The organism is Nitrosococcus halophilus Nc 4 (genome assembly GCF_000024725.1).
GTDB classification, from domain to species: Bacteria; Pseudomonadota; Gammaproteobacteria; order Nitrosococcales; family Nitrosococcaceae; genus Nitrosococcus; species Nitrosococcus halophilus.
In genome coordinates this window covers 65,405-85,520 of the sequence record NC_013960.1, presented here as the reverse complement: position 1 = coordinate 85,520, position 20,116 = coordinate 65,405, and the positions used below count along the sequence as shown (strand labels likewise).

The following is a 20,116-nucleotide window of genomic DNA, read 5'->3' as shown; positions in this document are numbered from 1 at the left end:
CAATCATATGAAATCAAGCCAGGGTGCTAACCTATCCCATGCTAAGCCCGCGATGCAACGAGAGCGTTTCTCAATGAAACCTAAGCTCCAGTCATCGTTTTTTGATGCGACGCTTTTGCATAAGCCGAGGTAGTTTGCCTTATCGAGGATTTCCTCTGCTTTTTTGCTAAGCGTTAGGCCCTTCGCGCTACAGGCTGCCTTTGCTTTATCGAAGCTCTCCTGATCCTCTGCGGCCAGGACACGATATAGGAGTCGCTTGTGTTCCCAAGACCGATTTCCGAGCAGCGAGTTCTCGTTTGGCGGCAGCAGGATTAGGTTGCCAAGCCGGTTTATGGCATCAGCATCATCGTAGATGTCCGCTTGCCAACCAGTCGTGTTGCTTTGCGGTGCGATGTGTTCAACTGTGAAGTAATCCTTGTCCCGCCAACGGTTCAGGGCCAGCATTGAGGCTAACCCCTTGCGACCACGAATAACCAGCCCTGGTTCACTCTTATCCACGATAGCGTCATCGGAGGCAAGGAAAAGTAAGAAGCGTGCGATTACGGGGTATTTGTAAACAGGCGTTCGTGCGGTAGCCTTCACCCAGTCGTCTCTGCTGGTGATGCTTCCCTTTTCTTCCAAGATCGTCCGAAGTGCCTTCTTGTAGTTAGCGATCGAAACCGCTCCTGTGCCACTCTTGGGCCTCTTGGCCAATGGAGGAATCTTATCTTTACCCGTACTCTGACGCATGATATCGCGGTAATGTCTATCGATGTTCGAGGTGCCGCCGAATGCGCCACGCCACAGCATCGAGAAGGCTACAGTAGCCTTTATAGCGTCCACGAACTCTGCTGTGCAGGTAGCTTGCTCGGTTTCATCGTCTGTCTCCAGCGCCCTGCCATAAAATCGAGAGAGGGGCGCGATAGTGATATGGTGCTTCAACTCGCGTAGTGCCTCAAACCCAACTAGGACAGCATCATCCACAACCGTGAGTGGAAAAAAACTCGGCTTCTTCGCCGTTTCCGTATCCCACGCATTTTTCATGAAAGAAGCTACATAAGCAAGGCGACGTACGAACTCACGTTTTTCATTTATTGAAGATAACTCTCCTCCCTCATACTGTTCCCGCAGATACCGACGTTGATCGTTAAGTCGTTTTTGAAGCTTGTCTCCCGTCTCAGCTAAAGCAAAGGGAACTAGCATTTCCGAGGTAGCTTTTTGTTTCTGCTCAGCTTTTCTAAAGTTCTCTAGATACTCTTCAATCCGTGAAATACACTTATATGACGGAGAGTGTTCATACTTGGAAATTCCTTCTTCGTCGATCACCTTAGGCTTGAAAGTTTCAAAGGCCGTTAAAGGTTCACCGGTCGTATTGAGAGCCTCAAACATGTCGAAGGCATCGTCTTCGCTTCTTGTAGTAACGACCGTGAATGCCATGCGGTTATTGAGATATCGGGCAAATACAATCAGCCGAAGAAGCTGACAGTAAAGGTCATACAAGGTATCATCCACATGATCTATTATGTAAGTTTTCACCTCACTCGGAAGGTCGAACCCCCATATGGCATCAATGAAATCTTCGGATTGAATGATCGCTAGGACGTCCGGAAAATCTGCTTCCGATGCCTTTTTGCCGGTGATCTGATCAATTTGCCGTTGGATGTACTTAAAAACTGTCACCACCGGCTGATAATGCGGATGCGGATTTCCGACATTATCCTTAGGTATATACCTAAATGGCTTTGTTTCTTCGGTTTTCTGATAGCAGAAAAATTCCCAAATCAAGCGGGCAATAGGGCTATTGTACTTCGCCTGTCCTTTGCGCTTCGACCACACGTCTTCATAGGACCGAATCATGCGAGGGTAATATCGGTAATTTCCCTCGCCTATCTTCATGTCGAGAACAAATGAATCCTCAAGCTCAGCAATTAGTTGCTGGGTTTGTTCAGCCAACCACGTAAATTGAGGTTCTTCTTTATTCTTAAATTTAGACGCCATACGACGTACGTGATCGTGAATGACCATATTGGCCATAAGAAATGTACAGATGCGTTGCTGACCATCGATAATGGTCATAACCTTAGAAGCAACTTCCTGCTGGAAGATAGGTTGAACAGTTCTATGCTTGGTATCGTGAAAAGCGATAATCGTACCCAGAAAACTGATCGTATCTCCTCGCTTCAGTAGCGATTTCATACCGTGAGCTGCATCTTCAAAAAGACGCTCAACATTACCTTCGTCCCACGAGTAAGGCCGCTGATACGCAGGAATGTAACACCCCTGGCCATTAGTAATCAGAAAATGCCAGGTACTCTGCGCCGTTGCTTTGAAGATATTCTCAATATCGATTGACATGCGTGTTTCTTTACTTAACGAGTTTAGTTGATTTCGTCGAAGGAAATCAGATCAATTTACGAGTATACGGAGGCCCACCTCGTATGTCACAAATAAGGCAGGTTCCCTGACTTCAAAAGCGCATCGATCCGATTTCAGAGCCTCTCTGTAAATCGAACGATCCGGAGAGTTGACGATACTTTCCGGATAAGAAATGGAGAAGCCAGGCACGCAATGTTTCCCAGTGCTGTTCGGCGCTATACAATAAGTAATCGTCTGTCGCATTAGATTTGATGAACTCTTGGCCTTTAGTTGGACTGATCGGTTCTCGCGCCTTTTCATACACTCTCTGGGCAAGTGGGGACTGCTGTAATAGGGTCGCAACATATCGTCGAAAATTCTTTTCAGATAGGCCTGGTGGAATACACAGTGCACGGATATCCCGACGCCCCGATTCTAAGGTCCAACCAACGATCTGATCTATATTTCTATTAACATAGATGCTGTAGAGTAAGTCCGGCCGTGTGCAGAGAGGCAGCCAATATTGAGGCGGGATAGAGATTTCCTCTTCCTCCGCGCCTAGCTCTTCGGTTACGAATTTAATACCTTCGCCCTGCATTGTCTCAGCAGCTTTGGCTACTTCATTTTTGAATGTTTGAGAAGCCCGAATGGACGTTGAAAACAGCATACGTTCGAACTCAGGTAGCGATTCGGTGTCTGACGGGAGGCTAATCAGTAACTCTAGGTTTGCCGGCATCGCCCATCCCAGCGCGCTCTGAGTAAGGTTCGCGGATCCAACAAGACAGCTGTTATCGGCGCGAAAGTACTTCGCATGTAGGAGAGGCTGTATAAAAAGTGCAGCCGCGCTGCGCTGAGTGACAAGATTAAAAACCTCGAGATCGCTTACGCCAGCAACGATCTCTTCAGGCCGCCAGCGCGTAACGCATTTGATCGAGGTAACATTCTCTGGGATAGCGCCAAGTACTGCCTCCAAAGCACGTACCTTCATAAAAGGCGCAACAAGTACGACCTCATATTGAGCTGTCTGGCAGAGTTCTAAAAGGTTCGCGCCCGGCGATCGCATTCATTATTCCTTCTCAGAGATGAAGTTCTTCGCCATCTTTCCCCACTCATGCCGGATATCCCTAATCTTCTCTCGCGAAGGAACATCCTCTTCTTCGTAGCGAGCCCACGCGGCAAGGAGCAATTTAAGGGTGTTAGAGGCATTCTCGATTCGCCAAACCAAATCGCTCGATGAAGCTTCGGAAACATCAATATCGAGAGTCTTCAAGAGTTTTTCATAGGCAGGATGACGGGTGTTGAACACGATCTCCGTGATGCCGCCAGGCCGCAGATCCACGTTAAAGAATGCCTGCGAGTCAGCTTCGGCTGTCACAAAGATGATCTTGCGGTCCCTCGCCTTAACTGCGGCAGCAATTTCCCGTGCGACTTCCTCATTGTATTTTTTGTTTTGGACCAAATCATCAACAAGCTGATCCTGGGCATCATCATCGAAATCTTGATCATCCGCCTCGGTCTTATAACCCCTGCTTGCTCGATCCTTCCACTTGGTTGTGGCAGTGTCTTCAACCGATACGTCATCATGCCGCTTTCCACCACTACGCCTCCCCTTCCTTTGATCTTGAATGCGGGCACGTATCTGGTTGAGCTGGTCTTTAATGTAATTGACGATACCAATAAGAAGGTAGCGGGTGTCGCCCTCTTCTTCGAGACGACGCACGAAGTCCATATATTTCTCACCGGGCTCAGCCTCATTTTTCCACTCGAATTGGGACATATGAGAGAAGACAGTAGCAGCCTGCTTATTGTTGGTGACACCAAACACCTCGTCTAAAGCAGGAGGAAATTCCACCTCTACGCCCCACCACCTTTCTCGTGAGTCATACCCAATTGCCCAGGAATTATCCAATTCAAGCTCTCGACCAGCACGAACAATGGAAACACCAATGTTCTTTGCAGCGTGCTTACCATAAGGAGTCCCGCCTGGATCGGTGCCATCTTGCGGAATCGTCTCTAGTTTTGCCCAGGACATACGCACGGCCACTTTGTGGATTTGTCCCTGGTAGTTGATGGAAAATTCAAGATGTTGCTCACCCCAGATTTGAAACATGGGTTTATTGTTGAATGGCGCCGGCGTGGAAGTCGATGTCATTAAATAGAGGGGATCATTAGCACGGACTCGTTGGTTGAAGGAAATTTCGTTAGCTTCGAGCGCCACCAGACGGATATCGGCTTTTCCTTCATTGATGAACTTTCGGTACATACGCCCTGCAAGGATTTCGGTGTTTTCGAGGGTTGAACGGCCGCTTCGCCAAGTTAGTCGATGCTCTTCGAAATTCCTCCAAATTACTAGAGTTCCGCTCGTTCCAATTTCCTCAGATCGGTCACGCCATTCGTGTGGCACAGGATTGGCTTTGGGTACTGGAACCGCTCGCATCTTTCCTGACTCGACCTCGTCCACGTCAAGATATGTATGAATGGCATTATCTGGTCCAGCCTGCCAGGTCCAAATGTCAACACGCCGGCACTGGGAGATGGAAGCGTTCGGCAATCCCATACCAAAACGTCCGATTCCGTCGCGGTCGTTGAGGTGTGTGCCGTTGCCAAATTGGAGAGCCAGACGCAGGATAGAGCTATCCATGCCAGTTCCGTTGTCTAGCACAGCGATTTCTGCGATGCGTCTGCGCTTCTGTTCCCTTACCAGAACACGCTTTTCAATGCAGAAGACTTCTACAAAGCTTGCACCGGCCTGGATGGAATTGTCTATCAACTCGGCAAGCGCGTATGCGGTATTCTTGTATCCACTATCCCGCATCGCCTTGACGGCGAGCGAAGGCGGAATGACCTCCCCATCATGGTAATGTGTTGTTTGTACTGCCTCGCTACTCATGTTCATGCCAAACGTCCTCCCAATTCTTGAATGCCTCTGCGACGCTGCCGAATCCGGGTAGCGCAGTGTCAATAACCGTCACGATTTCTGCAACTTCATTACCACCAGCACGTGGGCCGCGAGTCGCTCGCCCAACCATCTGACTGTAGAGCACGAGGGACTTCGTAGGACGTGCAATCACTGCTGCACTCGTCTTGGGGGCATCAAATCCGGTAGTCAAAACACCGTAATTGCACATAATCATGGACTGGGGGCTATCGCTCTTAAACTGGCGAATCAGTCGTTCGCGTCGCGCGATAGGCGTCTCACCGGTGATCATCTTGGCGTCGTGGCTTCGTGCGATGAGAAGTCCTGCGATTAGATGTGCATGCCGGACAGAGGCACCGAAAACGATCACACGCTTATGTCGACTTAAAAGCTCCTCAATGGCTTGAATGATGAGAAAATTGCGCTCGCCATTTCGGGCAATCGTATCTAGGGCATTATCGGATAGGTCGCTTGTGCTCCCACCCTCAAGCTCCTCAGCACCGGGTAAATCCATCGCCCCTTCGAAACTAAGCGTTCGAAAAACAGGCTTCGCAAGGTATCCCTCAGCCATAAGAAATTCGACGGGTTCGCTGTACTTGCTTACTGAGAGGGTCACCTTTGCATTGCCGAAAAACGCCGATAATTCGGCGTCCGCCTCGATATTATCCCATGTCCGACCGGGCGTTGCCGTCAGACCAAGCAGCTGGTTTTGCGGGCGCTTGGTGAAAAGAGCTTCAATTACCGAACGGTAAGTCGGTGCGATTGCCTGGTGGGCTTCATCGACAATAGTCAGAGACGTACGGTCACCGAGCGCAATGAACGCATTCTGCTCTCGCATATAGGCCGCATGCATTTTTGCGAAACCAGCAACAAGAACACCGTCTCGTAGCGTATGAAGATCGATGGACCGATCACCCCAAAACCTAAAAAGCTTAACCGGACGATCACCAAGCACACGCCAGCTCTTCTCGAAATCCTCTGCTGCTTGCTCAAGCAACTCCGCGCTATTCGCAAGCCAACAGACAAGAGTGGGACCTCGTTCGAGAAGGTGCCTTGCTAAGATGTGCATCGCGGTGCGCGTTTTACCTGCACCCGTAGGCATATGCACCACAGCTTTATGTGGCGACTCGCTGAGCGCTTGGCGGGTGCGCAGAGCTACATCACGCTGATGGTCAAAAAGACCATATTCCGGAGACACCTCGCCGACTGCTGGCTTGCGGATCGGCTGGGCAGTCATGTCTTCGACAATGCCAAAGAAACTACGAAGAGCAGCTGCTCTATTAGGGTCAGATTTCGAATCGAATCTCTTTAAGCTTTGATAGATGTTGCCAGCCGAAAAAAGACCAAGTTTTTGCGTTAATTCGCGGGCCTTTTCAAGCGGTAGCGCATCGATGATTTGATTTCGAACAACCTGTTCTTGCAGCGCAGCCGGATTATTGTCTCCGTATAGAACTTGCGCGACCTTGCGAAGGGCTTCATCGGACGGTGTATCTTTGGTAAGTTGCTCAAGAGTATGAACTAAATCATTACCTAACAGCCGCATCAGAGCCGCTCGTTTCATGCCATTAATTACTCTGTTGACTGAGATCCCCGGCGCTGTCACTTATCCCCCTCTATTTCTGCCTCACCGGTTCTTCATGCTTTTCCAATTTTACGCGCCTGCCTGAATTAACTTGTACTTAAATATTATTACGTACCTAATTTGCGACTCTTTAGTGACTAATCTACTAGGCAACCCCTCTAAAGAACCGCCGCTCGTTGCCCGTAGCGTAGTCTGCAGTGGCGGAATAACGCTACCAAGTGTACTAGAAATAAGATTTTATCCAGACAATAGGGTTAAAATACGTTCATTAATAATGAACGTTTGCAAATAATGTACAAAATAATGGACGCCGCCCCTGGAAAAAGAGCCTCCAGAGAGGCCAAACTCCTTCGAACCGCCCTTGAGATGTTCCATCATACCACGGGGCTACAGATGGTCATTGAGGCCGAAGAGGTCACCGATAACGCCGGCCATCGGGCAGATGCCTTAGTGCACCTAGAGACGCTCGGGATCGATCGGCGGTTTGTCGTGAGGGTCAAGTCTCAGCTCAACCAGGCCACCCTCGGGATGACGGTTCACCACTTGGAGCGATTCCCGCAAAAAGGGTTGATCGTTACCGACTATGTGAATCCAAAGATGGCGGAGCAGCTGAGGGCGATGGATATGCCATTACTAGATGTGGCGGGCAACGCCTACCTCAATGAGCCACCGGTATATGTCTACATCAAGGGCAACAACCCCATCGAAAAGCCCCACCGGAAACGCCCCACCCGTGCCTTCCAACCGACCGGCCTAAAAGTGCTCTTTGCACTGCTCAGCTATCCCAATCTCGAAACCCTACCTTATCGCGATATCGCAAAAGCAGCCGATGTCGCCTTGGGCACGGTGGGATGGGTAATCACCGACTTGAAAGAGCTGGGTTACCTGGTGGATATGGGCAAGCGGGGGCGCAGGTTGATCAACAAAGAGAAGCTGATCGAACGCTGGGTCACCACCTACCCAGAGTTGCTACGGCCCAAGCTGGTGTTAGGGCGTTACAAGGCAGTTGATAGTGACTGGTAGAAACATGCCCCACTCCACAATTTCCAGGCCTACTGGGGTGGGGAAGTGGCGGCGGCAAAACTGACGAAATATCTAAAGCCGGAGCGGGTAACCATTTATACACAAGGAAAGCTGGGACAACTATTGCTCACAAATAAGCTGAAGAAAGACCCTGATGGCGATGTGGAGATCCTGCAAGCTTTCTGGCGGATCGAATATGACTCGCTGTACCCCGAGTTAGCGCCACCCTTGCTGATCTATGCTGATCTGCTGGCAACAGGCGACGCTCGGAATATCGAAACCGCCGGGATGATTTATGAGCAAGTGCTTGCTGGACTTGTCCGGGAAGATTGATCCCGCGCTGGTGGAAACCTTCGACGCCATCGCAAATATAGCTGCTGCAAAGCATATCCGTTACTTTTAGCCGATAATTTTGACTACGAGCACGCCAGTGCACACCTGCTGGGGCGGGATATGGCAAAATTGACGTCACCCGAGACCAGAAAGGTGGTCCTTGAAATACTTGATACCAATTTAACCAAAGAATGCAATCTATTAAGGCTTCAAGTGGTTGTTTAGACTGAATCCATACAATGCAAAATCACATGAAATTGGTATGACCATGAAACGGATAACCCGAAACGGTATTGCTTAGTCGAAGATATGATGAACAACTATGCCGCGAGCAGGGATGCGTTTGAAGAGTGCCTACAGTTTCTGGAAACGCTCAAAGCAGGGATTCAAGAAGGTTAGAAGAAAGCAGCACCTGAAGTGGAAATCACTAAATCCAGACTGATTTTAGAGAAATATTTTCTTTCTTTTTGGAACAGGGGAAAGGACCTTTGGCGGTTGAAGGTGTGGGATCCTGGAGGACAAGGGGCTCAAATATCGCATTATCTACGCCTTTACCCCTCGCAAGCTCCATTACCATGTGCTAGCGATTGCGCCACGAGAATTTAACTATGAGACCACCCACCCCATCAGCCAGCGCCTCCTCCGCGCCTACGAAGACCTTTGAGAAAGTGATTAGCCCGCCGGGCACAGCAACGGAAACCACTAGCTTTACCCATTGCCAAATCTTCACCTTCGAGAATTATGCCGTTCTTCCGCCAAAGGCTCACGCCAAGCACCCCCCTATCGGTGATCTAGTAGGTCAGTGGGAGCAAAACGACAAGCGACGCGCAGCCTTGGAAGAGGCTCGGCGCTGGGTGGCAGAGACCTTCCACGGTGAAGAGGGTGATACCGTGCGCACTCTACGCCTGCGCAAGGGGTGGTCCCAGGCTCGCTTAGCCAAGGAGCTGGGAACCAGTCAGCCTCACATCGCCCGCATTGAACGGGGTACCGAGAATCTTGCCATTGAGACCTGCCGTAAGCTCTGCATAGCCCTGGAGATCGACATGAATGCCTTGGATCAAGCACTCCGCCGCCAGGAAGCCATTGCCCGGGGAAAGGTTCAATCTAAATGATTGAACGTCATGTCCAGACCCTCTTTTGTGATGACATTCGCCACAAGACATGGTGAATCTTAGCCGCAACGTGCCTACAGCGCGCTAGCAACAAGCAGCAGATGGAGATTCTTGTCCAGTCCGCGGCTTTCGTTCAGAATTCCCAGCAATCTCAAGGCGCAGGATCGAGACCCCCCATACGGCAAACTTCCCGCCATTCATCTTCGGTAACGGGCTGAACGGAAAGCCGCGCGGAGGTGACGAGGGCCATCTTGGCAAGCTTTGGATTGGCCTTGATCTTCCTCAAGGAGACCGGCTTTGGCATATCACACAGCGCCCGGACATCCACACATTCCCAGCGGGGATCCTCGGTGGTTGAATCAGGATGGGCCGGCTTGCAGACTTCAATAATGCCCACCACCTCTAGTCCCTTGTTGGAATGGTAGAAGAAGCCTTTGTCACCAAGCTTCATGGCGCGCATGTTGTTGCGGGCTTGGTAATTACGCACGCCATCCCATTCCTCGCCGGCGGCGCCCTTTTTCTTCTGATCCTCCCAGGACCATTTGGAGGGTTCGGATTTAAACAGCCAGTAGGACACTGTGTTTTCTTCGGGTTCTTATTTCAGGGATGGATTTCAAGCAGCAAACTAGCAAACTCAACCTACTTATTTTATTTATTTGTCGGGTTTCGCTACGCTCAACCCAACCTACGAGGTGCTAGGACGCTCCTTGAATATAGATAACAAGGCAAGGATTTACTTGGTCGGGGTGAGAGGATTTGAACCTCCGGCCCCTGCCTCCCGAAGACAGTGCTCTACCAAGCTGAGCTACACCCCGATGTATCAGTAGGTCCGATAGACCGCAAACTTCGCCAAATTCAATAAGGCTTCTTGATAGGGCGAAGCGGGAATTTTTTTAATTGCTTGTATCGCCTTTTCGGCCTCACGGCGGGCCGTTTTCGCAGTGTACGCGATAGCGCCGCTTGATTCAATGGCCTCGATCACTTCAGCTAAATTATCACGACCCCCGCCCTCAATCGCATTGCGGATAACCTCAGCATGGGAGGGAATGCCGTTGCGCATGGCATAGATAAGTGGCAGCGTCGGCTTGCCTTCCGCCAAATCATCGCCGATATTCTTCCCTAAATCGTCACTGGAAGCGCTATAATCCAGCACATCATCGGTGAGCTGAAAAGCCGTTCCCAAGTGCATACCGTAGGCGGCCATCGCTTCTTCCTCTGCGGCTGGCCGACAGGACAATACCGCTCCGAGTTGGGTAGCCGCCTCAAACAATTTGGCGGTCTTGCTGCGGATAACATCCAAATACCGCTCTTCGGTGGTATCCGGGTCATGACAGTTGAGGAGCTGCATCACCTCACCTTCAGCAATGGTATTGGTGGTTCGGGCGAGAATCTCCATGACCCGCATGCTATTGACATCCACCATCATCTCGAAGGCGCGGGAATAGAGGAAATCGCCCACCAGTACGCTCGCTTCACTACCCCAGATGCTATTGGCGGTTTTTTGCCCCCGCCGCAACTCCGAAGAATCCACCACATCGTCATGGAGCAAAGTCGCCGTGTGAATGAACTCAATAATGGTAGCGATATCAATATGGCATGAGCCCTGATAATCAAAGGCGCGGGCACTCAATAGGACCACCACCGGGCGCAAACGCTTGCCGCCGCTGTTGATAATATAATGTCCTAGCTGATTGATGAGTACCACATCAGAATGCAACCGTTTCTGGATCAAGCCATTAACGGCCTGCATATCATCAGCGATTAGATCGTAGGTGGACTGTATATCCAAGGGTATCTCAAAATTAAATAGGGCAAAACTTGCGCATGCTAAAAAGCACCGCGTTCGGTGTCAAGTGACAATATTCTGACTATGCTTAATGCTTAAGCATTTTAGGCTGGCTATATTACACTATTTCCCTTGACCACTTGAATGAGTAATTTTAAAATTGTGAGCCTAGATTATCGAGCCATGCACTTAGCACAAAGTGCTGAGCTTTTATTCCCTTTCTTTCCACCGAGTGGGATAACCCAATTTTCAGGAAAGCACCATAATGTACGCAGTCATTAAAACTGGCGGGAAGCAATACCGTGTCCAAGAAGGAGACACCCTCCGGGTGGAAAAAATCGACGCCGATGAAGGCGCCAATATTACACTCGATCAGGTGCTCCTGGTAGCTGATGGCGATAATATTCAGGTCGGCGCCCCCTATGTTGAGGGTGGGAAGGTGAATGCTACCGTCAAAACCCAGGGTCGCGGTGAAAAAATCAAGATCATTAAGCTCCGTCGCCGCAAACATCACCGTAAACAGATGGGACATCGTCAGTACTTTACGGAGTTGCAAATTGATAATATCTCAGCAGGTTGAGGCGAGGTAAGGACAAGATATGGCACACAAAAAGGCAGGCGGCAGTTCCAGAAACGGTCGCGATTCCGAATCTAAACGTCTTGGAGTCAAACGATATGGCGGCCAGCAGGTATTGGCCGGAAACATCCTGGTTCGGCAGCGGGGCACCCGTTTCCTGGCAGGAGTTAACGTAGGGACTGGCCGTGATCATACCTTGTTCGCCACAGCGGCGGGCAAAGTCCAATTCGCTAAAAGAGGTCCGAATAATCGCACCTACGTGGACATTATCACGGAATAAAAGCCTATGCCCACGGTGATGGGCACCATCCCATGCATGCCATGAGAAAGCCCCGCAGGTGCGGGGTTTTTTCGTCCTGCTCTCCTTGGACTGAGCGTTTCTGTAACCATGAAATTCATAGACGAAGCCATTATCAAGGTCCAGGCCGGGGCAGGAGGTAACGGCTGCCTCAGCTTTCGGCGAGAAAAATTTATTCCTTTTGGTGGGCCGGATGGGGGAAATGGCGGCAATGGCGGCAGTATCTACCTTATTGCGGATAAAAATCTCAATACCTTGGTAGATTTTCGCCATCAGCGTCACTATCGTGCCCAGCGGGGCGAAAATGGGCGTGGACGGTTGCAGACCGGCAAGAGCGGCGAAGACCTTTATATCCGCGTGCCTGTGGGTACCGAGGCCTGGGAGGCTGACACAGAAGAGTTATTGGGTGATCTGACCCGGCCCCAGCAAACTTTGCTGATAGCCAAGGGCGGGACCCGGGGTCTGGGCAATGCCCATTTTAAGAGCAGCACCAATCGGGCGCCCCGCAAGACCACGGAAGGCAAACCTGGGGAAGAGCGAACCTTACGGCTAGAGCTTAAATTACTTGCCGATGTGGGTTTGCTCGGTCTACCCAATGCAGGCAAGTCAACTTTTATTCGTCAAACATCGGCGGCCACCCCCAAGGTGGCCGACTACCCTTTTACCACCCTCTATCCCCACCTTGGGGTGGTGAGCATTGATTCTAACCGCAGCTTTGTCATGGCCGATATTCCCGGGGTTATTGAGGGTGCCGCCCAGGGCGCGGGATTGGGAATTCGTTTTCTCAAACACCTGAGTCGCACCCGCTTGCTCCTCCATTTGGTCGATGTGGCGCCGATGGAGCCCGCCATGGACCCTGTGGCAAACGTGCGCACTATCCAAGGGGAGCTGCAGCAATTCAGCCCAGAACTTGCCAAGCGTCCGCAATGGCTGGTACTCAACAAAATCGATTTAATCCCTCCCTCGGAGCAAGCAGAGCGCTGTCAGGAAATCCTTAACCGCCTTGCCTGGCAGGGACCCGTCTATCAGATTTCAGCGCTGACCGGGGAAGGCTGCCAGCCGCTTATCCGGGCAGTTATGGAATACCTAGAACAACCTAGCCTAGACAAAACTTAAGAATACCGAGCAGTCAGGCCATGAGCGACCATCGTAACCGTTTGATTGCGACCCGCTGCTGGGTAGTCAAAGTGGGCAGTGCCTTACTCACCGCCAATGGCCGTGGTCTAGATGCCGAGTGTATTCGAGCGCTGGCCAACCACATTGCCAACCTCCGCAAACAGGGATATGCCGTGGTACTGGTCTCTTCAGGTTCGGTGGCCGCTGGCATGCAGCGGCTTGGTTGGCAGCGGCGCCCCCGGGCCTTATATGAGCTACAAGCCGCCGCCGCAGTGGGCCAAATGGGGCTTATTCAAGCCTACGAGAGCCAATTTCAGCATCATGGCCAACACACCGCACAGGTATTGCTGACCCATGAGGATTTAGCTGACCGTAGCCGTTATCTTAATGCTCGCAGCACCTTGCGCACCCTTTTACAACTCGGGGTCGTACCCATTGTCAACGAAAACGATACTGTCGCTACCGAAGAAATCCGCTTCGGAGACAACGATACCCTATCAGCCCTGGTGGCTAACTTAGTCGAAGCGGAACTTTTGGTGATTCTCACGGATCAACCAGGCCTATTCGATGCCGACCCACGGCATCACCCCAATGCTCGACTCATCCCCGAGGCAGCGGCGAATAACGCCGAACTCGACACCATGGCCAGCCCCGGAACGGGGGCTTTGGGACGCGGCGGCATGATTACCAAAATTAGGGCAGCAAGGCGGGCTGCACGCTCTGGCGCTATCACCATTATCGCCTCCGGCAAGGAACCCAACATCTTGCAACGGCTCGCCAATGGTGAGGCCATTGGTACCCTGCTATGGCCTGATAAAGAGCCCCTTGCCGCCCGCAAGCAATGGCTAGCGGGACAATTACAAACTAAGGGGCGCTTGTGGCTGGACGCCGGTGCAGCCAAGGTGGTCCGCGAGGCGGGGCGGAGTTTACTCCCGGTGGGGGTTATCGCTAGCGAAGGCCACTTTGCCCGTGGCGAGGTGGTCAGTTGCTTGGACCCGGAGGCCCGTGAAATAGCCCGCGGCCTAGTGAACTACAATGCCGAGGAAACACGACGTATCCTCGGCCATTCCAGTAATCAGATTGAACAAATATTGGGTTATGTGGACGAAGAAGAACTCATTCACAGGGATAATCTAGTGCTACTCTAAAATCAAGACATCGAGCGAATTCTGGCGCTCAACCGACTCTTATGCCGAGCGGCTTTGTTAGGATGAATCAACCCCTTCCGCGCCAAACGATCGAGTACCGGAACAGCTACCCCATAAGCCACAGTCGCCTGCTCCTTATCACCCGAGGCAATGGCTTTTATGACTTTCTTCATATAAGTCCGCATCATAGAACGCTGGCTTGCATTATGGAGCCGGCGTTTTTCCGCCTGACGGGCACGCTTACGGGCTTGTAACGAATTGGCCAAAATTCCACCTCCGAAGGTTCAATATTAAAAAATTAAAAACAAACAATAATGCCAATTTCCATGGCAGTTGTAAATGCCCCTAGGTAAAATAACGCACCTTTCCTAAAAAAAACGAGCCATTTCCTAGTCTATTTATATGAGTGCACGCTTACTTAAATCGACGGCTGTTGTCGGCAGCGCTACCCTCCTCTCAAGAATTCTAGGCTTCATCCGCGACGTGGTGATCGCCCAGGCTTTTGGCGCGGGACTGGCAGCGGATGCTTTTTTTGTCGCCTTTAAAATTCCCAATTTCCTGCGGCGCTTATTCGCAGAAGGAGCTTTCTCCCAAGCCTTCGTGCCAGTACTTTCAGCCTATCATATGCGTGGCAATCTCAGTGAAGTTCAGCAACTCGTCAACCGGGTCGCAGGAACTTTGGGATTGGTCCTGCTGCTGGTGACCCTCACTGGGGTGATAGGTGCCCCCCTATTGGTGATGATATTTGCCCCAGGCTTTATAGAAGAGCAAGGCAAATATGAACTCACCGTCAACCTATTACGAATCACCTTTCCCTATTTATTGTTTATTTCCCTGACAGCTTTCGCTGCTGGTATTCTCAATACCCATAAGCATTTTGGGGTGCCCGCCATTACCCCTATTTTTCTCAATTTAGCTCTTATCGCCGCAGCCCTATGGCTTGCCCCCCATCTGGAGATCCCGGTCACTGCCCTAGCTTGGGGAGTCTTTTTCGCAGGCCTAGCGCAGCTATTATTTCAGCTTCCATTTCTCGCCCACCTGAAGCTGCTGCCAAGACCTCGCCCTCGCTGGAAAGATCCAGGGGTACAACAAATCTTCAAGCTTATGCTACCCGCCATTGTGGGCAGCTCAGTTGCCCAAATTAACCTTATTATCGATACTCTTCTCGCCTCATTTTTGGTCACTGGCAGCGTCTCTTGGCTCTATTACTCGGATCGGCTGGTGGAATTTCCTCTAGGCGTTTTCGGGATCGCCCTGGCCACCGTCATCCTTCCCAGTCTTTCGGAAAAGCACGCCCAGGCATCGAGTGAGTCCTTTTCCCGTACCCTGGATTGGGCCCTACGCTGGGTCTTTCTTATTGGCACACCAGCGGCCGTAGGACTTGCCCTACTTGCCGGCCCCATTCTCACCACCCTATTTCAATATGGCGAATTCAGCGACCATGATGTGACTATGGCTTCCCGCAGTCTCATCGCCTATAGTTTTGGCCTACTCCCTTTTATCCTGATTAAAATCCTGGCACCTGGATTTTATGCCCGGCAAGACACTCGAACGCCCGTGCGAATCGCCATTATCGCCATGTTTGCTAACATGGTATTAAACGTAATTCTCATCTTTCCCCTCGCCCACGCGGGTCTTGCCCTCGCTACCTCTCTTTCCGCCTGGCTCAATGCAACCTTGCTATTTTTTACCTTAAAACGGCAAGGAATCTACCGGCCTCAACCTGGGTGGCTATGGCTCAGTTTGCGTATCCTTATTGCTGCTGAGCTCATGGCGATCAGCATACTTTGGCTAATGCCGCCGCTAGCAAGCTGGCTAAATTGGGAGGTAATGACTCGCGTCGCTGAAATCACATTGCTGATTGGCGCTGCGGTGATCCTTTACTTTGGCACCCTACTGGTCATAGGTGTCCGTCCACGCATGCTAGCGCTCACCTAAGAAAACAAAATAGGCGTGATACTAGAGTTACAAGATATCACGCCTGTGGGATGAGTTTTATCACTGTAGCTATTATTTATAAAACCTGTGCTTGGGTAAGAGGAGGGTATCTCCTGTGGTCATAAACCCCTATCCTTATCCAGCGCTAAGGTTATAAAAATTTTGGCAGGTAATGGTCCACTAATAAAAATGCAAACAGCGCCGCCAGATAAAATATAGAATAGCCAAAGGTCTTCATTGCTAGTTCATTACTGGTATGGCGGTAAAGCGCAAGCGCAAGATACAGGAAGCGTCCCCCCAGCCCTACGGCACCGACCAGATAGACTAGTCCACTCATTTGGCTGACGAAAGGTAGCAGGCTGACCGCAAATAATAAAAAAGTATAGAGGACGACCTGCTGCTTGGTGAAATCAATCCCATGGGTGACCGGTAGCATGGGAAAATTGGCACGGCTATATTCTTCCCGGCGTGCCAAAGCCAAAGCCCAGAAATGAGGCGGCGTCCACACGAAGATAATCAAGAATAGGAGAAAGGCGTGCACGTGCAATTCCCCGGTGACGGCGGTCCAACCTAGCACCGGCGGCATTGCCCCTGCCGCCCCTCCCAACACGATGTTCTGCGGAGTGGCGCGCTTGAGAAAAGCCGTGTAAATAATTCCATAACCAAACATGGAAGCCAAAGTTAGCCAGGCCGTCAAAGGGTTTACCAGAAAATACAAGATCGCCATTGACAGCAAGCCCAACATAATCGCAAAGGCCAAGGCTTGCTCCCGGTCAATCTTGCCGCTAGGCAAGGGACGGCCTTGCGTTCGGGCCATTAAGGCATCGGCTTTTTCATCAATCAAGTGGTTAATGGCCGCGGCAGAAGCAGCGCCCAAACCAATGCCAAGGCTGCCCAGCAAAAACACCTGCCATGGCGCCAGCTCTGGAACAGACAAAAACATACCGACAATGGCGGTAAACACAATGAGGGAAACAATACGGGGCTTGCACAATACGAGATATTCCCGCCAGTTGGTCAAAGCCCCACGAATTAAGGTAATCGTTGTCATAGTCTTGTAGCTCCTCGCAATTGGTACCCTGTGGGATGGAGCAGGTGATTTAAAGTAACGACGGCAAGCAACAATAGTGCGGCCACAGCGTTATGGGCTACCGCCAGCGCTAAAGGTATTCCGCCCATGGCAGTGGCGATTCCTAACGCCACCTGGGTAAGGAGCAGCGCCACGACGACCCACCCGACGCCACGCAACGCTGGAGTGCCTCGGCCTAATCCTGCCCGTAACCCGATAGCACCCAGCACGATCAGAACTACCATGGCACCAATTCGATGAACCACATGGATAGCCGTTGCTGCCTCAGGCGCTAACCGCCCACCTTCGTAATTTTCTCCTAGCGGCTGCCAAAAGGTAAAAGCCTCGCGGAAATGCATATTCGGCCACCATTGTCCCTGGCAAGTGGGAAAGTCCGGACAAAAGAAACCCGCATAGTTAGTGCTGGTCCAGCCTCCTAGGATGATCTGGAGCACTAGGAGAAACAATCCTATTAGGGACCAAGTTTTGAAAGCCGGCGAGTACCAGATCCGCTGCATAGGGTGCTGTGCTTGCCGCTGTCGTAGTGCCAGCCACCAAACCAAGGATAAAACGGCCAACCCCCCTAGGAGGTGTAACGTTACAATGGCTGGTTGCACTAGGAGGGTAACGGTCCACATTCCCAATGCCGCTTGAAATCCGACTAACCCCACCAAAAAAATAGGCAAAGCAACTCTCTGCCTGGGATCAGAACGATTGCGCCAGGCAGCGATGGCAAGTCCTAGGATTAAAAGTCCTAATATACCTGCAAGATAGCGGTGGATCATCTCTTTCCAAGCTTTATCCGACTCTACCGGGCGGTCTGGATAAAGAAGACTAGCTTGGTCAATCTGCTGCTCGGTAGTCGGTGCTAGCAACTGCTCATAACAACCTGGCCAATCCGGACAACTAAGTCCAGCATCAGAAAGGCGCACATAGGCTCCAAATACCACAACCACCAACGCTAATAGACTGGCTGCCACAGCAAAGGTGTGAAACCGGGGACTCATATTTATCTATTACCCTATTTGAGAAACAAATAACAAGCGTTTAAGGTCCTTAAGAATATGCTCGGGGGCTTCTTCTGGCGGGTAAGTAATCACGATATTACCGATAGGGTCGACGATATACACACGCTGCGCCGCTAACGGGTCAGGAACCTCCGGCAGCACAAATTGGTCTATAAATCCTTTTTTCTTTTCTCCTTCGGATGCTATGAGGAGATCAGGGTGTTGTTCTTGGAGCCAATCTGATTCAGCAAGAGAGCTCACATCATTAACGACCCACAAACGTTGGACACGCTGCATGTTCTTACCTACGGCTAAGCGTATTTGGCGTGTCTCGTAAAGGTTTTCCCGGCAAGTTTCATCACAGGCTGCCGGCCCAAAAACAACCAGAGTCCACTTCCCCCTTAGCTCAGAAAGAGTAAGATCCTTACCTTCCAAAGTCTTGAGAGTTGTCTCTTCCAAGGGCCTTGCAGGCCTGATAAACTCACCGTAATTGCGGGTTGAAAACTCCCCTCCTTGCTCTAATGTTTTCAAAAACCACCAGGAGGCTATTACAGGGAGTGCGCATATGGCAAAAATGGCAAAACTCACCCAACCTGGTCGTCCCCGTTTCGTCTTCGATTTTCCGTTATCCACCGCTTGCTCTTACCCTTTAACTTCTGTTCCGTTGCTCGTTGCCATCAAAACTGCGCCGATATAAAATCACGAATACGACCACCGCGACTAATGCCATAGCAAACCATTGAACCGCATAAGCAATATGCTGCTGCACACTGGTGGGGAGTTCAGGCCACTGGCGCACAAAACCATAAGGCTCATCAGGAGCCAATTGGAGAACTAAGGGCTGCAATGGATAGCCTAACTTAGACTGCAACTGCTCCGTGTTGACATATTGAACTAATTTTGGCCAGCCACTTGTTTCTTGGGTTCCCTCATCCCCTAAAAAAAAGGGTGCTCGAGGGGGCCGCCGTAAAGTACCACGTACAGTCACCTGTGAATGTGGAATATCTACCTGGGGCAGTTGTTGCCGATCTAAACCCATGGGAACCCAGCCCAAGTTAACGAGTACCGCACTCCCACTTTCGCTAGCTAGCCGTAACGGCACTAGCACGTGATAACCCGCCTGGCTCTCCTGGATTTGATTATCCAAAAACACAGTATGTGCGCCATCAAATCGACCTTCTGCGATACCCTGGCGGTACTCGCTATCCGGCAATGATAGCCTATCCCGCCCGACCCAAAGAGGTTCGCTAGCGCTTCGCTCTCTAAGGGCAGCTTCAATAGTACGTTTCTCATCAGCTCGCTGTAGTTGCCAGACACCTAATGATGCCAGGATCGCAGTGACAAGCAGAGAAACCATCATGAAACGTAATTTGGGCCAGGGATTTTTACCCTTAAATTGAGATGACACGCTTGGGCCGTTCAACTAATGAAGGTTAAACTATGGTTGTATGTTACAGCACTATTACATAAAAATTTTAGAGAGGGGTAATTGGCGAACCGGTACCTATATTTTCGAGAAAGGTTACACCCTGACCCTAGGGGGGCAAAGCTGCAACTTTTTCGTTGTAATGACCCAACTCTACTATTTCAGATTCAGATTCTAAACTAAACGGAGCACACCATGATTTTTAAATTAATCGTTATCGCCCTTTTAATTTCAATTCTCTACGCCCTAGGGAGCGCGCTCTTTGCCCTGGTACGAAGCGGCGGCACTTCGGATGATCGAATGGTCAAAGCATTGACTTTTCGCATTGCCCTATCTTTAGGATTATTTATCCTGCTTATGCTTGGCTATGCTACTGGGCTTATTACCCCCAATACCATGGTTTCTGCGGAAAAAATGGAAATGCAATCTAGCCAGCAATAAATGGTAGCA

The 20,116-nt window shown here is 50.7% G+C and carries 19 protein-coding genes, 1 tRNA gene and 1 pseudogene; 9 read left to right on the top strand and 12 right to left on the bottom strand.

Translation table 11 applies throughout. The annotated features are described in order from the left end of the window. Positions 1–3 precede the first annotated feature (3 nt). The 4 genes from NHAL_RS00430 to NHAL_RS00415 form a co-directional block, all read right to left on the bottom strand. Positions 4–2,334, bottom strand: a complete 2,331-nt coding sequence (locus NHAL_RS00430; RefSeq protein WP_013031199.1) for a DUF262 domain-containing protein — start codon at positions 2,332–2,334, stop codon at positions 4–6. Between the two features lie 112 nt (positions 2,335–2,446). Beyond that, positions 2,447–3,397, bottom strand: coding sequence for a phospholipase D family protein (locus NHAL_RS00425; RefSeq protein ID WP_013031198.1), 951 nt, complete (start codon positions 3,395–3,397; stop codon positions 2,447–2,449). Between the two features lie 3 nt (positions 3,398–3,400). After that, a complete protein-coding gene (locus NHAL_RS00420; RefSeq protein WP_013031197.1) occupies positions 3,401–5,230 on the bottom strand; it encodes an ATP-binding protein in 1,830 nt (609 codons plus the stop codon). Continuing rightward, positions 5,217–6,812: a DEAD/DEAH box helicase gene (locus tag NHAL_RS00415; RefSeq protein ID WP_013031196.1), complete on the bottom strand. Its 1,596-nt coding sequence runs from the start codon at positions 6,810–6,812 to the stop codon at positions 5,217–5,219. Before NHAL_RS00415 ends, NHAL_RS00420 begins: the two co-directional genes overlap by 14 nt. A gap of 312 nt (positions 6,813–7,124) precedes the next feature. Between NHAL_RS00415 and NHAL_RS00410 the strand changes: the two genes are divergently transcribed. From NHAL_RS00410 to NHAL_RS00405, 3 genes and pseudogenes are all read left to right on the top strand, one after another. Then, on the top strand, positions 7,125–7,856 hold the full coding sequence (locus NHAL_RS00410) for a type IV toxin-antitoxin system AbiEi family antitoxin (protein ID WP_157862446.1): 732 nt from the start codon (positions 7,125–7,127) through the stop codon (positions 7,854–7,856). A 21-nt stretch (positions 7,857–7,877) separates the two neighbouring features. After that, positions 7,878–8,189, top strand: a pseudogene (locus NHAL_RS22370) (type IV toxin-antitoxin system AbiEi family antitoxin); the annotation flags it as partial. Between the two features lie 608 nt (positions 8,190–8,797). Beyond that, the gene (locus NHAL_RS00405; protein WP_013031195.1) at positions 8,798–9,301 is read left to right on the top strand and encodes a helix-turn-helix domain-containing protein; all 504 of its coding nucleotides are present in this window, start codon (positions 8,798–8,800) and stop codon (positions 9,299–9,301) included. A gap of 151 nt (positions 9,302–9,452) precedes the next feature. On the opposite strand, the gene NHAL_RS00400 is transcribed toward NHAL_RS00405, so the two are convergent. The 3 genes from NHAL_RS00400 to ispB all read right to left on the bottom strand — a co-directional run bounded on the left by NHAL_RS00400 (position 9,453) and on the right by ispB (position 11,090). Continuing rightward, the gene (locus NHAL_RS00400; protein ID WP_013031194.1) at positions 9,453–9,878 is read right to left on the bottom strand and encodes an EVE domain-containing protein; all 426 of its coding nucleotides are present in this window, start codon (positions 9,876–9,878) and stop codon (positions 9,453–9,455) included. A gap of 161 nt (positions 9,879–10,039) precedes the next feature. Then, a tRNA-Pro gene (locus tag NHAL_RS00395) sits at positions 10,040–10,116 on the bottom strand. A 5-nt stretch (positions 10,117–10,121) separates the two neighbouring features. Next, positions 10,122–11,090, bottom strand: coding sequence for an octaprenyl diphosphate synthase (ispB, locus tag NHAL_RS00390; protein WP_013031193.1), 969 nt, complete (start codon positions 11,088–11,090; stop codon positions 10,122–10,124). Between the two features lie 262 nt (positions 11,091–11,352). Between ispB and rplU the strand changes: the two genes are divergently transcribed. The 4 genes from rplU (at position 11,353) to proB (ending at position 14,226) form a co-directional block, all read left to right on the top strand. After that, the gene (gene rplU / locus NHAL_RS00385) at positions 11,353–11,667 is read left to right on the top strand and encodes a 50S ribosomal protein L21 (RefSeq protein ID WP_013031192.1); all 315 of its coding nucleotides are present in this window, start codon (positions 11,353–11,355) and stop codon (positions 11,665–11,667) included. 19 nt (positions 11,668–11,686) lie between these two features. Then, on the top strand, positions 11,687–11,944 hold the full coding sequence (gene rpmA / locus NHAL_RS00380; RefSeq protein WP_013031191.1) for a 50S ribosomal protein L27: 258 nt from the start codon (positions 11,687–11,689) through the stop codon (positions 11,942–11,944). A 108-nt stretch (positions 11,945–12,052) separates the two neighbouring features. Then, on the top strand, positions 12,053–13,078 hold the full coding sequence (gene cgtA, locus NHAL_RS00375; protein WP_013031190.1) for an Obg family GTPase CgtA: 1,026 nt from the start codon (positions 12,053–12,055) through the stop codon (positions 13,076–13,078). Between the two features lie 20 nt (positions 13,079–13,098). After that, entirely contained in the window at positions 13,099–14,226 is a 1,128-nt protein-coding gene (gene proB / locus NHAL_RS00370) for a glutamate 5-kinase (protein ID WP_013031189.1), read from the top strand. A 2-nt stretch (positions 14,227–14,228) separates the two neighbouring features. Here the strand turns inward: proB and rpsT are convergent, their stop codons facing one another. Beyond that, positions 14,229–14,492 (bottom strand): 30S ribosomal protein S20, encoded by a 264-nt coding sequence (gene rpsT, locus NHAL_RS00365; RefSeq protein WP_013031188.1) that lies wholly within the window; start codon positions 14,490–14,492, stop codon positions 14,229–14,231. A 136-nt stretch (positions 14,493–14,628) separates the two neighbouring features. Here rpsT and murJ point away from each other — a divergent pair, with 136 nt between their 5' ends. Next, a complete protein-coding gene (gene murJ / locus NHAL_RS00360) occupies positions 14,629–16,164 on the top strand; it encodes a murein biosynthesis integral membrane protein MurJ (protein ID WP_013031187.1) in 1,536 nt (511 codons plus the stop codon). A gap of 151 nt (positions 16,165–16,315) precedes the next feature. Here murJ and cyoE read toward each other — a convergent pair whose 3' ends face one another. From cyoE to NHAL_RS00340, 4 genes are read right to left on the bottom strand one after another with little or no spacing between them, the layout of a single operon-like run. Beyond that, complete coding sequence (gene cyoE / locus NHAL_RS00355) at positions 16,316–17,215, bottom strand: heme o synthase (protein WP_013031186.1); 900 nt, start codon at positions 17,213–17,215, stop codon at positions 16,316–16,318. Continuing rightward, positions 17,212–18,240, bottom strand: coding sequence for a COX15/CtaA family protein (locus tag NHAL_RS00350; RefSeq protein WP_013031185.1), 1,029 nt, complete (start codon positions 18,238–18,240; stop codon positions 17,212–17,214). Before NHAL_RS00350 ends, cyoE begins: the two co-directional genes overlap by 4 nt. 9 nt (positions 18,241–18,249) lie before the next feature. After that, entirely contained in the window at positions 18,250–18,873 is a 624-nt protein-coding gene (locus NHAL_RS00345) for an SCO family protein (RefSeq protein ID WP_013031184.1), read from the bottom strand. A 16-nt stretch (positions 18,874–18,889) separates the two neighbouring features. Next, positions 18,890–19,648, bottom strand: a complete 759-nt coding sequence (locus NHAL_RS00340; RefSeq protein WP_041354505.1) for an SURF1 family protein — start codon at positions 19,646–19,648, stop codon at positions 18,890–18,892. A gap of 213 nt (positions 19,649–19,861) precedes the next feature. Here NHAL_RS00340 and NHAL_RS00335 point away from each other — a divergent pair, with 213 nt between their 5' ends. Next, complete coding sequence (locus tag NHAL_RS00335; protein WP_013031182.1) at positions 19,862–20,107, top strand: twin transmembrane helix small protein; 246 nt, start codon at positions 19,862–19,864, stop codon at positions 20,105–20,107. Positions 20,108–20,116 lie beyond the last annotated feature (9 nt).

Bases quoted from the DNA above. Each gene is read 5' to 3' on its own strand.
- NHAL_RS00405 (WP_013031195.1), top strand. From the start codon at position 8,798: ATGAGACCACCCACCCCATCAGCCAGCGCCTCCTCCGCGCCTACGAAG.
- NHAL_RS00430 (WP_013031199.1), bottom strand. From the start codon at position 2,334: ATGTCAATCGATATTGAGAATATCTTCAAAGCAACGGCGCAGAGTACC.
- NHAL_RS00410 (WP_157862446.1), top strand. From the start codon at position 7,125: ATGTACAAAATAATGGACGCCGCCCCTGGAAAAAGAGCCTCCAGAGAG.
- rplU (WP_013031192.1), top strand. From the start codon at position 11,353: ATGTACGCAGTCATTAAAACTGGCGGGAAGCAATACCGTGTCCAAGAA.
- cgtA (WP_013031190.1), top strand. From the start codon at position 12,053: ATGAAATTCATAGACGAAGCCATTATCAAGGTCCAGGCCGGGGCAGGA.
- NHAL_RS00335 (WP_013031182.1), top strand. From the start codon at position 19,862: ATGATTTTTAAATTAATCGTTATCGCCCTTTTAATTTCAATTCTCTAC.
- NHAL_RS00420 (WP_013031197.1), bottom strand. From the start codon at position 5,230: ATGAACATGAGTAGCGAGGCAGTACAAACAACACATTACCATGATGGG.
- proB (WP_013031189.1), top strand. From the start codon at position 13,099: ATGAGCGACCATCGTAACCGTTTGATTGCGACCCGCTGCTGGGTAGTC.
- rpmA (WP_013031191.1), top strand. From the start codon at position 11,687: ATGGCACACAAAAAGGCAGGCGGCAGTTCCAGAAACGGTCGCGATTCC.
- NHAL_RS00350 (WP_013031185.1), bottom strand. From the start codon at position 18,240: ATGAGTCCCCGGTTTCACACCTTTGCTGTGGCAGCCAGTCTATTAGCG.
- cyoE (WP_013031186.1), bottom strand. From the start codon at position 17,215: ATGACAACGATTACCTTAATTCGTGGGGCTTTGACCAACTGGCGGGAA.
- NHAL_RS00415 (WP_013031196.1), bottom strand. From the start codon at position 6,812: ATGAAACGAGCGGCTCTGATGCGGCTGTTAGGTAATGATTTAGTTCAT.
- NHAL_RS00425 (WP_013031198.1), bottom strand. From the start codon at position 3,397: ATGCGATCGCCGGGCGCGAACCTTTTAGAACTCTGCCAGACAGCTCAA.
- murJ (WP_013031187.1), top strand. From the start codon at position 14,629: ATGAGTGCACGCTTACTTAAATCGACGGCTGTTGTCGGCAGCGCTACC.